The sequence below is a fragment of the Leptospira broomii serovar Hurstbridge str. 5399 genome (genome assembly GCF_000243715.2).
GTDB classification, from domain to species: domain Bacteria; phylum Spirochaetota; class Leptospiria; order Leptospirales; family Leptospiraceae; genus Leptospira_B; species Leptospira_B broomii.
In genome coordinates this window covers 425,108-440,053 of the sequence record NZ_AHMO02000007.1, presented here as the reverse complement: position 1 = coordinate 440,053, position 14,946 = coordinate 425,108, and the positions used below count along the sequence as shown (strand labels likewise).

At 37.3% G+C, this 14,946-nt stretch carries 12 protein-coding genes; 2 read left to right on the top strand and 10 right to left on the bottom strand.

All coding sequences use genetic code 11. The features are described 5' to 3' along the window. Nucleotides 1-48: 48 nt before the first annotated feature. Nucleotides 49-324, top strand: a complete 276-nt coding sequence (locus tag LEP1GSC050_RS05400; protein ID WP_010568223.1) for a helix-turn-helix domain-containing protein — start codon at nt 49-51, stop codon at nt 322-324. Nucleotides 325-462: 138 nt separating this feature from the next. Here LEP1GSC050_RS05400 and LEP1GSC050_RS05395 read toward each other — a convergent pair whose 3' ends face one another. The 10 genes from LEP1GSC050_RS05395 to LEP1GSC050_RS05345 all read right to left on the bottom strand — a co-directional run bounded on the left by LEP1GSC050_RS05395 (nt 463) and on the right by LEP1GSC050_RS05345 (nt 12,500). Then, on the bottom strand, nt 463-1,449 hold the full coding sequence (locus tag LEP1GSC050_RS05395) for a PD-(D/E)XK motif protein (RefSeq protein ID WP_010568224.1): 987 nt from the start codon (nt 1,447-1,449) through the stop codon (nt 463-465). After that, nucleotides 1,446-3,689: a Z1 domain-containing protein gene (locus LEP1GSC050_RS05390; protein ID WP_010568225.1), complete on the bottom strand. Its 2,244-nt coding sequence runs from the start codon at nt 3,687-3,689 to the stop codon at nt 1,446-1,448. Before LEP1GSC050_RS05390 ends, LEP1GSC050_RS05395 begins: the two co-directional genes overlap by 4 nt. 10 nt (nt 3,690-3,699) lie before the next feature. Then, entirely contained in the window at nt 3,700-5,232 is a 1,533-nt protein-coding gene (locus tag LEP1GSC050_RS05385; RefSeq protein ID WP_010568226.1) for an ATP-binding protein, read from the bottom strand. Nucleotides 5,233-5,249: 17 nt separating this feature from the next. Further along, on the bottom strand, nt 5,250-6,512 hold the full coding sequence (locus tag LEP1GSC050_RS05380; RefSeq protein ID WP_010568227.1) for a DNA cytosine methyltransferase: 1,263 nt from the start codon (nt 6,510-6,512) through the stop codon (nt 5,250-5,252). 284 nt (nt 6,513-6,796) lie between these two features. Further along, nucleotides 6,797-7,474, bottom strand: a complete 678-nt coding sequence (locus LEP1GSC050_RS05370) for a hypothetical protein (RefSeq protein ID WP_010568229.1) — start codon at nt 7,472-7,474, stop codon at nt 6,797-6,799. Beyond that, nucleotides 7,456-7,731, bottom strand: a complete 276-nt coding sequence (locus LEP1GSC050_RS05365) for a hypothetical protein (protein WP_010568230.1) — start codon at nt 7,729-7,731, stop codon at nt 7,456-7,458. The genes LEP1GSC050_RS05370 and LEP1GSC050_RS05365 overlap by 19 nt, the downstream gene beginning before the upstream one ends. 206 nt (nt 7,732-7,937) lie before the next feature. After that, nucleotides 7,938-9,002: an SH3 domain-containing protein gene (locus LEP1GSC050_RS05360; RefSeq protein WP_020987102.1), complete on the bottom strand. Its 1,065-nt coding sequence runs from the start codon at nt 9,000-9,002 to the stop codon at nt 7,938-7,940. Nucleotides 9,003-9,195: 193 nt separating this feature from the next. Continuing rightward, the gene (locus LEP1GSC050_RS05355; RefSeq protein ID WP_010568233.1) at nt 9,196-10,389 is read right to left on the bottom strand and encodes a hypothetical protein; all 1,194 of its coding nucleotides are present in this window, start codon (nt 10,387-10,389) and stop codon (nt 9,196-9,198) included. 184 nt (nt 10,390-10,573) lie between these two features. Further along, nucleotides 10,574-11,137, bottom strand: a complete 564-nt coding sequence (locus LEP1GSC050_RS05350; RefSeq protein ID WP_010568234.1) for a hypothetical protein — start codon at nt 11,135-11,137, stop codon at nt 10,574-10,576. A gap of 307 nt (nt 11,138-11,444) precedes the next feature. Continuing rightward, entirely contained in the window at nt 11,445-12,500 is a 1,056-nt protein-coding gene (locus LEP1GSC050_RS05345; protein ID WP_010568235.1) for a tyrosine-type recombinase/integrase, read from the bottom strand. Between the two features lie 752 nt (nt 12,501-13,252). Between LEP1GSC050_RS05345 and LEP1GSC050_RS05340 the strand changes: the two genes are divergently transcribed. After that, nucleotides 13,253-14,857, top strand: a complete 1,605-nt coding sequence (locus LEP1GSC050_RS05340) for a phytoene desaturase family protein (RefSeq protein ID WP_010568236.1) — start codon at nt 13,253-13,255, stop codon at nt 14,855-14,857. Nucleotides 14,858-14,946 lie beyond the last annotated feature (89 nt).

Sequence of the window (14,946 nt, the reverse complement as noted above, 5' to 3'; positions counted from 1 at the left end):
ATTCTAAGGCCTTCAAATGCCTAGAAAGAGGCAAATCCAGAGGTTGCCATGTTCGCAAGTGCCTTGCCTTACTGGGAAGTCTCTAAAAAAGAAAAAGAATTCTTTTACAGAGCCTTAAAAACAGCGAGAAAGGAAGCGGGATTTACTCAAGCGGAAGTAGCCAAAAAGCTAAAACGGAGCCGAAGTCATATTTCTAAGGTAGAATTAGGATTAAGACGATTGTTTATGGATGAATTTTTGGTGCTATATAGACTTTATGGAAAGCCTACTGTTTATTTCTACTCTGCATTTCTGAAAAGTAATCTAGTAGAAAGACAGGATTAAGCCCGAGTAAAATCTGCGAAGCAGTTTTAACGAGGGCAATTGGAAGCGGGTTAGGTGAAGGTTTGGTGTCCCGATCGCGTAGCGTTCGGGTGGATCGGTTCGCAAGAACCGGGACAAGCAAAGCAAGTGAATTTTTTTTCAAAGTGAATTCAATAAAGAACCGTATTGATCCATTTCATCAAATTTAAATTCATTAATTTCGGTTAAATCAGATTTATATTTAACGTCGGTTACTTCTCTCGGGATGCATTGCCTATCAATTTTCTGAATATTCCTTATGTTATAAAATCTCAACGATGTTTTTGCGATATTCTGATCGTATCTAATGTCCAAGAGAAATTCATTTTCTAAATCATTTCCAAGCGTCTTAAAAACTAAAGTATATAGCTTATTTACTAAACCGAATTCACCATCTACTTTTGAAGCAATACTATCTATTAAATCGATAATGTTTAGTCCATCATATGCTTCTTTTATGAAAATGGACGCGACTATGATTAATTCCTCTGATTTAAAGAACAATTGTTCAGCGCTGAAAGTATGAATTCTTCGAAATACATTAGTGCTCTTGACTTCGATTTTTTCATTGTGAGCATTAAAATCATATCTTTCTTCTGGAAACGAATGCCAATATTTAAGTAAAACCGAGGGGTTTTTGGCATTGTTAATAAGAAAGAGTTCTGACCAAAGTCCTTGAATATGTTTTCTTGCAGGAGCAGAAAATGTCTGAAAGATTTCAATGTATTTGTTCAAGAATCCGACCACTTCGCTCTGGTTATAACACTCCTTAATCAAAGTTTCGGAAAATTTTAAAAATAAATTCTGTAATTTTATATTTTCTCCGGTAAAGGTAATGATCGTAAACAAATGTATTTCAGTTACTTCATTATTTTGAATCTTGCATTCTTTATTGTGCTCAATTTTAAAATTCTTAAACCGGAAATTTCTTAGCTGAATCACTTTCTCAGACTGATTTATTTCCACTTTTAGCAATAAGACGGGATTTCCATTCGAGTTTACTGCAATTCTAAAGTCCGGGTAACCAGGGACAACAACTCCAAATAGAAAATTCTTCTCACTATTTTCCGGTATTGATAAAGAATTAAAAATTTCTAACAAGTTCATGCTTGTCTAACAAGATCGACTCCTATATGTTCAGGAATCCAAATAGCTAAGGTTGGAACTTGAAGAAGAGAGGTATCTCGAAAATTAAGTAAGTGGATCTGAATTGATAATAAATTAGCGTTTTTTATTTCCGCATCGCCAGGATAAATAATTTCCCCAGATCTTGGGTTTTTACCTTGAAATAACTGTTGAATTTCATCATTTTTATCTAATCTACGAGTTCTCCCTTCCCAGTGATCAATCTGTTGAGCGCTCATTAGATAGATCATGCAGTCATCCTGTGGATGATAATTTAGATACCGTTTAATAATACCACGTAAACTTGAATAGGTTGTTGAGTCTGACTCTCTAGTAAACTTCATCTTTGTTAATAGATTTTCCAAACAATCTGTAATACGAATCTTCGCAGCCAAATGTCGTTGCTCTTCTGTCCTTTTTATGTGACCGAGATCTTCTGTGAAAAATTCTTTCTTTAACTGCAGGTATTCAAACAAAACCTCACGATTTGATTCGATTAGACTTTCAGTATCATGTGGAGCTTTAATCCTAAACCATTCATTTCCAAATCTATCACGCTCAAGAGGGTCATATAGTATATTTGATCTTGTCAAATTCAACATACTATCCAAAACGACCCGCCGATCCCATTCGTTTAAATGCTTATTGCTTATATTATACTCAGATAATTGTTCCCTTACGTCCTCCTCATGATCAATGATATGATTATAGGCATCAATCGTTACCTGATCTATAAATACACGGCAATAACCTAAATACTCCTTTTTATATCCGAAAAACCGAGCCCTTTGTTGAACAGTATCAACATTCCCCACTCCAATATTTCGTGGCATATACGTTACAGTAAGACCTTCAACAGTAAATCCTCTGTCCATTGATTGCCCCCCAATTAATATCCATGAATATGAACTGCTCCAAGTAATAGGCGGAGTAGACTTCTCCCTAGTATTTACCTCTACAATTGGCGTATATTGAATTGCATTTACGAGGTGAATTCCAGATAAATCTTCAAAAGACGGAAAATCGTGAACCGTCAATTGAAGATCATTGTAGGCTACTTGAAATTCCGCTAGCAAGGCATTCTTTTCATCAGTTGCATCACTCGACAATAGTCGAGCCCAACTTTCCTTAATTCCGCATACCCAATCGTAAAATGTTGCGTGATCAGCCTGAAGTCGAGATGGATGAATAAGCATTGAGCGATTATTTTGATCTTCTTTTATTTCTCCTGCTACAACCCCTAAATAGAAGAATTGAAGTGCTCTGATCAAACTTTCAGGTGGTTCATGTAAGGTATTTCCTGGAGTTGAAAGATCCGTTGGAGGAATTTCAATTATTAGATTCGAATTTTCTCCAAAGAAAACTTGCCCGCCTGTATAATTATCTCCTGGAGTAAGCAGCTTTATAAAATTTGGCGATAACCTATCTAAAATATTAATAAATAAGTTTGCCTGGGGGGTCGCAGTGTATTGTAGAAAAGTGTGATGTGGAAAGAGATTTCTTAGGTCAGTTATCCTTCTATAAATTGTTGAAACTTCTCTTTCCGTTAATTCATCCAAATCCAACCCTTCTCTCGCAGCTCTCCTAGCTTTCGTATTCAAACTCGCCTGATCACTTTCATCATCTATAATAATTGTCGGGACTTGATCTAAGTTGATTTGAGATAATAAAGTAATTAAATTTTGCAGCCTATTACCGTTTTTCATTACAGTAATTAGTACAGTCTTGCACCTATCATTTGGAAAACTTGGGTTTCTCCACTGATCAAGAGAATTTGCAATTGAAGAAGAATGATCATTATTTTCAGGATTTGTTATTTGTAGCCATTTTTGCCTTAATCCAAATCGTTCATTAATCTTTAAGTCGTTTTTCAATCTAATAGTAGACTGCTCAAGTAAGTTAATTTTTGCACCTCCGAGAATAATGACTATTTGGTAATTATTGTCTCTCGCCAATGCAGTCAATGTCGTAAAGGATAACGTTTTGCCACTTTGGACATACCCAATAACAAGTCCTGTATTAACGTTAGTTTGATTCTCTGGATTCCCGCATGCTTGCATAATTCTATGTGTCTCATCAAGAATCCTTTGACCAGTGTTACTCAGCACCTTTGTGGAATTAATAAAACCCTTGCTTCGCAAAAGCTCTAACGTCTCTTCTCCTGTATATGGATTCCAAATTACATTGCAATCTTCCTTTCGAACTTCAATTCTTTCAGTCATATTTAATTACCTATTTAGACAAGTTTGATATTAACTCATTAAAGTTTCGCCTTACTTCTCCCTGCGTTTTTATTCCGCTTTGCTTAGCTAAAACTTCTGATAAACCTAAAGCCGCGGCTATCCTAAGAATGGGTTCAATTTTGGAATTATCTACTCCCACAAATTCAACCATAAATGGATGAATTAGAGATAGGCGAATTCCGACTTGTCTTTGCGAACCGCTCGGGTTTCTTATGAATTGATCACCGATCTCAATTAACTCTTTCAAGGAAGGATCATAAGAAAGTTCAATAGATATTTTCCAACCACTGCTGTTAACTACGATCTCAAACTCTCGATGGATTGTTTTCTGACTTTTTGAAAGTTCTCTTTGTTCGGGTATTGAATTCTTCGCTGAATCAATTACTTCAGAAATCGCTTTCGGCATTCTTTCCTTTAAGTCATCAGCAGTTTTGCTCAATATTTTCTCAGTAGACTTATATTCTTTATCGGAAGCGCGAGAACGATAGTTTTCCGCCTGCAGTAAAAGCGGAAATGATTTTGTATTAATATCATCTCTCAAGAGCCTTAGGAAAATATCGAGATTCTCGTCCCATTGAATTCCTTTCTTTGTAAAACTAACATCAAATCCCTCTAGATGCAATTCACCAAAAACTCTTTGATAGCGATAACTATTAGGGGTGCCAAAAATAAATTCAGGTCTGAAACCCGCGTCAAAACTACCTTCAATAACTCTCCCACGGCGAAACAGGGCAAAACCGGCTTCGGAAGTTGAGCCAACTTCCCTTAAAGCAACGAAACCATGAACACTCAAGCCTTTCTCAATTGGAAAATTAATTTCTCTCTTCCATAAAATTGGCTCTCCCGTTGGGCGATGCGGTTTTTCATGGAATTTAGCTATCAAAATATTGGGTTCTTCATAATGAAGAGTTTCACCATTTAAAATTAAGTTAAGATTTTTCTTACGTAAAAACTCTCGGTATATACTCTTCAAATGTTCTTTTACCTTAGAAAGAGTCTTCTTTCTTGGAATCTTTGAAACATTTAATAACTCTATTACTGTATAATGAATATGCTCTTCATTTTTTTTAGTGATAACTTCTAATTCTTCAAGTTTATCATCAATAATCTTTGACATGTCAAAAATTATCTTTCTCTCATACGTTTCTTCCAAAGAGGAAGTCGTTACAGACCACAAATCGGAAAACCAGCATGCAGCTGTTTTCATTCCCATACCAAATTCAGAAAGCCCTTTTGTATCTGGCGGAATCGCAGCTGCTCTAAAAGCTCTTGCGTAATCTTGCTCCTTTATCCCAGCTGCATTATCTCGAATCGTGATTTTATTATTTGGATCATCAATTTCAATTCTAACTTCTAAAGTGTAATCTTTACCATGTATTGATTCTAATTTCTTTTTATTCTTTAGGTAACTATCAATTGCATTGTCAACAAATTCAGCGAGTGCAAACCAAACCTCATATTCAACATATTTCAATATTGATAAGATGGCTACTCCTGGCTTAATATCGACTTTCTTTAACATTTGAAACCTAAATATTTTTATATTTGCGAAAACACGCTCTTAGCAATTATTTCAACAATATTTGCGTTTACTGCATTGCCCACTGCTCGAAATTTTCCAGTATTTGATTCAGGTAAATATTTTAGTTTATTCAAACTTTGCAATTTAAGACATTCTTCAAAAGTCATATGTCTTTTTTGCCATCCAATTATAGGCAATTGCTGGGTAGTCATCGATATCAAAGCAGGTGATGTTACAGGTCTTTTAACCCTCACTCCCGAAGCACGAAATTGAATTAAGTTATTCCAAATTATTCTTTTCTCCCCCTTACAATTCCATTCGAACTTTTGAAAGCTTGGAGGAAATTCCTTTATTAAATGAAGCCAATGATCGATGACCGATTTGTTTTGTTTATAAAATTCTCTATTTCGTTTAATAAATTCTATTTTCCATTTGGGGAATTTATCTTCTTTTGTTAATGCATAAGTAGGTATTAAAGAGCTTATATTGTTTTCATTAACAGTCTTTAAGCTCTTGCCAAAACTTCCTTTGAAATTCTTTAACTTACTAAATCCTATTTTACTTGGAGTATATTCTTCAAATGGATAATTTGCTCCGAATTCCATTGCCCACATCGGACTAATTATTTCTATGTCTTTTGGTAGTTTATCTAACAAGATTTGCCATGCATTAATACATTGTATTTTATTCTTTGAAAGAGGTTTATAATTCTGAGGGTCTGTATCTAATATCGACTTGATTGATAAATCTTTTGTTTTCTTATGACCCGGCCAAGAAAAACTGGGGATATATTTTTTTGTACAAATTATATACACTCTTTCTCTGATCTGTGGAATCCCGTAGAAGTGCGGGGAAAGAACGTTATGATTTATGTTGTAACCAATATTCTCAAGTTTATCTACTATAGTTTTCCATGTCTTACCGTTATTATGCTTTACTATATTTGGTACATTTTCTAAAAAAACGAACTTTGGATTATGGAATTTTATTATTTTATAAACGTATTCAAAAAGATCGCCGTAATCGGGACAATTAAATCCCTTTTGAAATCCTGCTTTTGAAAATGGCTGACATGGAAATCCCGCACATAAAATATCATGTTTTGGGATTGATTTTAAATTTATTTTTCTTATATCACCCTCTGGACGAATTCCAAAATTGTCAGAATAAATATTTCTGAGTTCTTCATCTATTTCACAAGCAAAAACGCAGTCGTGGCCTAACTTCGTCAATGCAATATGAAATCCACCTAAACCTGCAAACAAATCAATGAACTTCATTATATATATAGAAAACCTTTTAGATTATTTCAATTAAAGCTGCTATTGAGTAAAGCGCAATAATATATGATAAGCCAGCCAAGGACGGCTGGCGTCTTAAATGAGGGGCGCGGCATGGCGCATAACGAAATATAATTGTCGAAGTTCCGCGAGTCCGAAGGACTTGGCGCGAGTTTTGCTCTGCAAAACGAGTGACAAAGCGGAATTTGGCGAAGCCCAAGCAAGGGGCGCGAAGCGATCCCGAAGCGCCGCGACAATTTTTAGTTATGCGAAGAAGGACACTATTAGTTCAAAATAGATTTTTTAAGTTTCATTAGCTTTAATAAAGTTGGAATTCTAAATTTGCTTATGTTCCGATTTGCATATTTTAAAGTGGTATTTAGGGTAGCTGCATTTATTTCTATAGAAGCACGATTTGCTTTTTCCAATATGGTTGGAATATTCATCGTATTCTTAAAGGCTTTCATCATATCTAAAAAAGGAATTATTTCATCAAAAATAAAGTCCTGAATTTTGTAACCGTTGCCTTCATTTAAGACTTCGCAATATTCAATATACTCTTCGAACGAGTTAACAAAATGGTTAAAAAAGAAGTTTCGAGTCTCGTCCCATTTTGAACCGAGACTTACTTCATTTTGCTGAGTGGTTGCCTCTACTAATTCGCCTAAGGCTATTTGAAATAAATTAGAATCTTCCAAATATTTGTTTCTAGACGATTTCAATTTTTCTAAGCCAGTCAGTTTTTTAGATTTTATATCCTCTTGGAGCAGCTTAATTTCTGCCGCCGTCTTTCTTTTGGTAATTATCCAGCCTATCAAAAATCCGATAGCCAAAACAAACCCGACTGTGACTAAAAGAAAAATATATGCAAGCCAATGATCACCTTTCGCGATCCAGTCTAAGATCCTTGTTAAAACTGGCTTAACTATTTGCTCCAGTAGACCTATTTCTTTTTCTGCCATTCTTGTGCCGCCGTAGACATTTGCCTTAATAAGGCTCGAATGTTATTAATCGATGAACTAGCTTTTTCTATAATCCTTTCATCGGGCAACTTTCGACCTAGGACTCCTTCTATTGCTCTTTTTGCCCTTGCATATGAATCTCCAGATGCTGCATTGAAGTTTCTAATTATTGTATTCTTCTCTGTTTCAGTCAAAGGAGCATCTTTCAACTCACTCGCAACTGCTAGAATACTATTGATGAAGTTTTGTTCCGACATTCGACTTTTCCTTTATATGTGTATTTTGTCCTTTTTCGCATAACGAAAGAGGCTGGCCGAAGTCCAGCGCGTCCGTAAGGACTTGGCACGAGCTTGCGCATGCAAGCGTAGTGACAAAGCTGGATTTGCCGAAGGCCGAGCGAGGGTCACGAAGTGAGCCCGAAGCGAAGCGGCCGAGCCGTAGTTAGGCGAAGTAGTCAAATCAACTAGCGAATCCCTTCAGGAATTTCTTCTTTTTTCAATTCCCTTCCTGATTCGTCATAATACTTTGTATTTTCTGATGTCTCTAATTGATCTTTAGGACATTCGATGTTAGGGTCATTTTTGCATTGTTTACACTGTGCATTAATGCTTTTAACGGCACGATAAACTGCAGAACTTTTAAGGTTAACGGCAGAAGTTGTTACTTCATAGAAATAACCACAATTATCTCCTTCGCCTAATTCGAATGAAAAGAAAGCATAATCTCCGACAATTCTACCGAACAGGCCAAGGGATGGCTTTTTATAATCTGTATAGATCTTGCTGCCTTTGTGAAATATTAAATTTATACAATCGGAAGATCCATAGCTATTACATGTATTACTATTTGTAGGATTGAGCGAAATGACTGTATAATTATTAGCAGAATAATATATTTCAGGTCTGATGAAATCACCAGTAGTTGATTCTATCATAGTTACTATCGTTATGGAATAAAGGTTGTAGGCTTCTTCATCGGTAACCAAGTTCGGATGAAAAATCCAGCCTTTATAATCAATTTTCCCCCTCTTCTGAATAACTTCTGCCCAGCGTCCAGGGACATCAGATATAACAACTGCTTGAGGTAACACTTTCAAAAGCTTCGGATTTGTAGAACTATCGAATACAATTGAACTATTAATATCAGGACTGGAAAAAATTTTTACCGGCCTAGAAAGTGAAAAATAACTTCCTATTTCATACTTTTTAAGTATTTCCAGACTAGGCGATTCACTCAAATATCCTGAAAATACCCAGCCTTCTTTTTCATAAAAACGTGCTTTTAACCATTTACCTTTAAGTTTATCAATTTCGACTTCATCGTTTTCCTCTCCGAAAATAATAACCATTGTATCTTTGGGAATTACTTCAATTACAGTTCCAATTAAGCTCGGATCCTTTCTTAATTTAATTCCCGATTCAGATTTAACGTAAAGGTTTTTAACGGAATATTTTCCGTCTTTGTTATTCCGATCGCAAACTATTCCGGAAAACACTAATAAAAGTATAATTATTCTTCTTAATCTCATATGCATTATTCAATAAGGTCTTTGACTATTTCGCCTAACGAAATATAATTGTCGAAGTTCCGCGCGTCCGAAGGACTTGGCGCGTGACTTGCTCTGCAAGGCGCGTGACAAAGCGGAATTTGGCGAAGCCCAAGCAAGGGTCGCGAAGCGATCCCGCAGCGCCGCGACAATTTTTAGTTAGACGACGTTGGCATCAAAATAAAATAGAATCTAATATTTCATAAGCAACTGCTCGCTTTGAAATAAAGCGGCCATTCGTAACCCAGTATTTGATCCTGAGCCTATTAATTTGATATGAAAATATTTGTGATAACTCGTATCCAGAACTACTCTCACCTTTTAAATGAATTTGGTGAACATAATCTATCTGAAAATAAGCTGTACGCTCATTTCGCGAAATTTCTACAGATCTCCCTTCATCTTTACATACAATTCTTTGGTCTTTAGGGAGTTTTTTGTTAACCTTTTTAATTAATCTATCTAATTCCTTTTTCATTACATTAAAGGATTCAATTGTATACTTATCGGATACGATCATTTCCGATTTAACGACTGCAGGCCCTCTCTTAGAAGCTTTTCTAATTAGAGGAAATCTTAAAATGTAGTTATAGAATCCGAAGCATAAACTCAATATAAGTTTTTTAAAACTCGCAAGTAAATCATTTAATAATAGAAGTGGAAAACGGAATAGACATTTAGCACGAGCTAATAAATAATAAAGCTCTTCGCCGGATACTGAGTTAAATGGTTCACTTTTAAAAGGAGGTAAAAATCTAATAATATTGCTTTGCTCAGATTTATAATCAAATGCAATGAATTCAGCAAGATCAGACTCTGACCTATGAAATGTCTTATCATAGACAAAAATTCTCCGTGCTAATTTTAGCTTTTTACGTTTTTCAAGTTTATAATATATTTCAAAATAATAGAAAGATCCTTTTTTCAATTGCGCTGCATTCGTTACATTTTCAGAAGTTGTACTAAATTTAATCACTTTACTTAAAAAGGATTTTGGCGCGAGAACTATAGGAACAAAGCGATTATATTCTTTTTCATCCAAATTTGCCAATTCAGATCCAAATAATGTTATACTAAATGGGCTAAGTGCTTTTGAAGAATATATCCGAAGCAAAATTGCATCGATGACCCCATAAGCATTCTTCGAATTACTAATCGAAATGTCGCAACAAACAAAATCTATAATATGTTTATTGGGCGTAGCTTCGCTTTCTTTAAATTTTATTTTTAAATTTGGACTCACGAAGACCCGAGGATCGAATTTGCGCAAAAATGTTTGATAAAGGGTAAATGAGCTAACAATCAATGCAAGCCAAGCAATACTCGCATTAATCAATGGTGCAATTTTTACTAATTCTTCTTGCGTCATATTTTTATGCCAATGTCGTCTAACGAAAGAGGCTGGCCGAAGTCCAGCGCGTGCGAAGCACTTGGCGCGAGTTTGCGCATGCAAACGAAGTGACAAAGCTGGATTTGCCGGAGGCCGGAGCGAGGGTTGCGAAGCAAGCCCGAAGCGAAGTGGCCCAGCCGTAGTTAGCCGACGTCCTGGCGCACTACTCTGTTTTTTCTATGCGAAATTCTCTAGCCCAAACAAACATTTCATCTAAGAAAGCAACTATTCCCACTGGCTCCCTTTTTCCAATTGAGATTTTAGAAAGTTTAACTCGGGGATCGAATCTCATTTCTAGTAAATCTATAATAGATTTAGGCGCACTGCATAATAGCCCTGAAACTGCTCCCTCATTTTTTACTTGGATTTCTCTAAGATATGTATTCAAAAAATAATCTGGAGATCGACAGCCTCCAAATATTTTATATACACAATCATCAAAATGATTCCGAAGTGAAATAAAAGATTCTCTATCATCGGCTATAAAATATAACTCAAAGCATTCCTCGCGCCTCTCAAGGTTTATTAAATGTTCATCATAAAAATCAATTCTTTTTACCTTAACAGCTCGCCGAACAGTAAAGTCTATCTTGCCTTTGAAATGTATTTTGTAGGCTGGTCCATAAGGAGCAATACCAAATCTAATCAGCACGAAGGTGCTCTGAACGTGGGTGAGAGTCCCATCCTTTTCTTTTAGTAATTTGTTAAGTTCTAATAAATTTTTCACAACAATAGAATTTTGCCAGGATGTTCGGCTAACTCAAAATCTCTGTAGCGTTGGATAAAAATACAACCCCCGTCGCCTTCTGCTGTTTCGTCAAAGGGGTACACCTGCGAATCTTCGTATAAGGTGCACATCTCCGGCGTGTCGGATAAATCGCATTGCTAGCCTTGGTGTTCAGAGATATCGTTACGGGCAAAATCCCCGAGTTATAAAGAGCTCATCGAATCCATTTGAATATCCCATTTAGGAGATTTCTTTCATAAATGGGAGGTGAAATTCTGATTTTACTTTGTGTGTATATTACTATGGTCTAAATCTCTGCCGAATGTAAAGCGTCCAGCGGACTTTGAACCATCAGTAGCGTAGGGTCGGTGATCCGGGCATAAATCTCGGTAGTACGAACCGAAATATGCCCAAGTAATTTCTGAATAATTTTTATTGAAGTTCCCGATTCAAGCAAATGAATCGCAAAAGCATGCCGAAGATCATGAATTGAAACATCCTTCTTGATAAGAGCCTTATCGCGCGAAGATTCGAAAACACGTTCGGCAGTTCTAACATGAAGATGTGAATTCCCCGATTGGCCTTGAAACACCCAAGAATTCTCTCCGGAACGATTAACGCTTTTTCTTAGTTCTTCCTTACAAAATTTAGGCAGAATCGTAAACCTATCCTTCTTTCCTTTTCCTTGCCGTATTCGAATCTGATTCTTTTTCCAATCTATGTCAATTCCCCGGATAGAAACTAACTCGCTTACACGTAAACCTGCTCCATAACATAAGGATAAAAGAAGCCTATGTTTAGCATTTAGCGGAATATTCAAGATCTTGAAGACTTCATCCTTAGTTAGAGCCTCCGGAATTTTCCTTTCGCGCTTCGGAATAGAATAAGAGAGAAGAAATTGCCTTCCGAGAACCGAATTATAGTAAAATTTCAAAGCCTGTAGAATGGAACGAACCGTGACAGAGGAAAGTCTGCGCCTATAATGAATATTATCCAAATATCCGATTAGATCAGAATCTTCCACATAGTAAGGATGCTTTCCTGAAGCTTTTAAAAAGGCTCGGTTGTACAGAAAGTAGGCCTTTTCGGTTTTCCTACTGTAATTTCTCCTCAGCAGTTCGGTTTTCAAGGGAAGAAGTAAGATATCAGGATCTGCCTCCACAAATCTCCCGGCAGAAAAAAGAAATTCGGATAAATGCGCATCGGATCGAGGGACCAACCACTCTCTCGAATTTCGAGCCCATTTCGCATTCGGAAGTTTTTTAAAAAAATCAAATATCCTAGAATCGAATTGAAGCATCCGAATTCTGAAAAAAGCCCTCCCATCAATCCAATCCAGAAGAATCTTGACTTTTGGCGTCATGGGCAATGAATAGAAAATACTAAAAATTTGTATAGTATATTATAAAAAACGCGATTTTCATAGCTTCGCCCTTTGGGTCCCGGAAGGCTCAAAAAAAAACGTAAATGGACAATTCGGTCAAGTAGATTTGTCGAATATATGTCGGAATGGCTCAAAAAAGATCACATAACGTTGGAAATTTCTTCAGGTTCTCAGTTCGGAAGAATCTCTTACAAGATTTCGCCATATTACTCGAGTAATGACCGTTTTTCTTCAGACCGACTTCTTCCTTTTCACAAAAAGTAAGATGAGTGGATTCTTTTAACGGGAGAGGACAAGCGAATCTAAAATGGGCGACAAATCCTCGAGCAAGTCATGAGAAGAATTCCCGGCGGTAATTTCGAGATCGAAACAATGGACTTTGGTTAGAAGTTTTCGCTCCCGAGGCCGACCGAGGGAGTCGAAAATTAAATTCAGTCGAATTAAAAGACGGAAAGAACAGCGGAGTTCCTCCTTTCAGAGGTTACTTGCAAAAATCGTGATTTGCACTAAGACGCGACAATACGAAAGTCTTACAAGAATCTCTCTATAAATCCTAGCCCGATCGGGCTTACTATGTTCTCGCTAAATGAAAACGGACACTTGATTGAGGTAAATCATAGACCTCACAAACGATTTTTTCCTCTTTTTTAGATTGGATTTTTCTTAAGAATCGGTTTGAATTCTGTGATGCGCGATTCTATCGCCTAGGCTAGCAAAGAAAGAAAGAATATATGGAAAATCGCGAATACGACGTTATTATCATCGGCTCCGGCATGGGAGGATTGACCACGGGGTCTCTTCTAGCTCAGTTTTCCAATAAGAAAGTTCTGCTTTTGGAGCAACATTTCAAAGCCGGAGGCTTCACTCACGTTTTCAAACGAGAAGGAAAATTTCTTTGGGATGTCGGAATTCATTATGTAGGCGATATGCAACCCGACTCAGCTCTCAGGAAGGTTTTCGATTTAGTCACGGCGGGTAAGGTCCATTGGGCGGCAATGCCGGATATTTTTGAGAAGTTTGTGTATCCGGATTTTACGTTTAGCGTTAAGAACGATCCGAAGGTATATGAAAAAGATTTAATAGACTCTTTTCCGGATGAGAAGGAGGCTATCGGACGATATTTTCAAGATATCAAAAAGGTGGCATCTTGGCACGGACGTCACATGATGCTCAAAGCCTTACCTCCCTTTCTGGACACTTTCGGTGCCGCTCTAGATCTGATCGGCTCTTCATCGGCTTTAGTGACCACCGGAGAATATTTGGATAAAAACTTTCAAAACCAAAAGCTCCAGGCGGTCCTTTGCTCTCAATGGGGAGATTACGGCCTCCCTCCCAAAATAAGCTCCTTTGCCATTCACGCTCTTATCGTCGCTCATTATTTAAAAGGCGGCTTTTATCCGATAGGCGGCTCCGGACAGATCGCGCAAGCGGTCCAAGATATTCTAAAAGCTCACGGAGGCAAAATTGCGTTATCCCGGGAAGTGAAGGAAATACTCGTCGAGAAAGGAAAAGCGATCGGAGTCAGAGTCCTCAACAAAAGGAAAACGGAGGAAGAAGGAAAGGAAATCGAAGAAACGTATTACGCTCCCCAAATCGTTTCCGACGCCGGAGCATATAATACTTTCATAAATCTTTTACCGACTTCAGTGGAGCTCCCCTATCGCCAAGAACTGGAATCCTTCTCGAAAGTATATCCGCTGACGGCAAACGTGACTCTCTATTTAGGTTTAAAGGAAGATCCGAGAAAACTCGGCTTTAAAGGAGAAAATCACTGGATCTATTCTTCGTACGATCACGATAAGAATTTTTCTGAAGGATATAAATGGACGGAAGGAGGGAAAATCCCGGGTGTCTATTTGTCCTTCCCTTCATTAAAGGATCCGGAAGCTCACGCTCACACTGCGGAGATCATCGCCTTCTGCGATTACAAGGCTTTCGAATTATGGAAAGACCAACCTTGGAAAGAACGAAACGAGGTCTATAAGGCCAAAAAAGCAGAGATGATTCGCCGTCTTCTGGATTACGTGGAAGAGAAATACAAAGGATTTAAGGATTTGGTGGAATATACCGAACTTTCCACTCCGATTACCACGGAGCATTTTACCTTACATCGAAAGGGAACCATCTACGGTTTGCCTTGCGTACCCGATCGATTTAGAGAGTCCAAATCCCCCTGGTTTTCACCCAAAACTCCCGTCGAAAATTTGACATTAACGGGGGCAGATGCGGCATCCCCCGGTTTGAGTGGAGCCATGATGGGAGGCTTCTCCGCATTTGCTAATATGTCGGGCGGAATGACTGTCTTACAATTGTTTCGAAAAACGATGAATTCATAAGAATCGAACGCTTAAGAAATTCATTTTGAAATCCATCATGCACAAAAATTTGTATCGTAAAATCGTATGCCATTAGGAAATTCTTTTCC

Coding starts and splice junctions, on each gene's coding strand:
- LEP1GSC050_RS05400 (WP_010568223.1), top strand. CDS start 49: ATGTTCGCAAGTGCCTTGCCTTACTGGGAAGTCTCTAAAAAAGAAAAA.
- LEP1GSC050_RS05395 (WP_010568224.1), bottom strand. CDS start 1,449: ATGAACTTGTTAGAAATTTTTAATTCTTTATCAATACCGGAAAATAGT.
- LEP1GSC050_RS05390 (WP_010568225.1), bottom strand. CDS start 3,689: ATGACTGAAAGAATTGAAGTTCGAAAGGAAGATTGCAATGTAATTTGG.
- LEP1GSC050_RS05385 (WP_010568226.1), bottom strand. CDS start 5,232: ATGTTAAAGAAAGTCGATATTAAGCCAGGAGTAGCCATCTTATCAATA.
- LEP1GSC050_RS05380 (WP_010568227.1), bottom strand. CDS start 6,512: ATGAAGTTCATTGATTTGTTTGCAGGTTTAGGTGGATTTCATATTGCA.
- LEP1GSC050_RS05370 (WP_010568229.1), bottom strand. CDS start 7,474: ATGGCAGAAAAAGAAATAGGTCTACTGGAGCAAATAGTTAAGCCAGTT.
- LEP1GSC050_RS05365 (WP_010568230.1), bottom strand. CDS start 7,731: ATGTCGGAACAAAACTTCATCAATAGTATTCTAGCAGTTGCGAGTGAG.
- LEP1GSC050_RS05360 (WP_020987102.1), bottom strand. CDS start 9,002: ATGAGATTAAGAAGAATAATTATACTTTTATTAGTGTTTTCCGGAATA.
- LEP1GSC050_RS05355 (WP_010568233.1), bottom strand. CDS start 10,389: ATGACGCAAGAAGAATTAGTAAAAATTGCACCATTGATTAATGCGAGT.
- LEP1GSC050_RS05345 (WP_010568235.1), bottom strand. CDS start 12,500: ATGACGCCAAAAGTCAAGATTCTTCTGGATTGGATTGATGGGAGGGCT.
- LEP1GSC050_RS05340 (WP_010568236.1), top strand. CDS start 13,253: ATGGAAAATCGCGAATACGACGTTATTATCATCGGCTCCGGCATGGGA.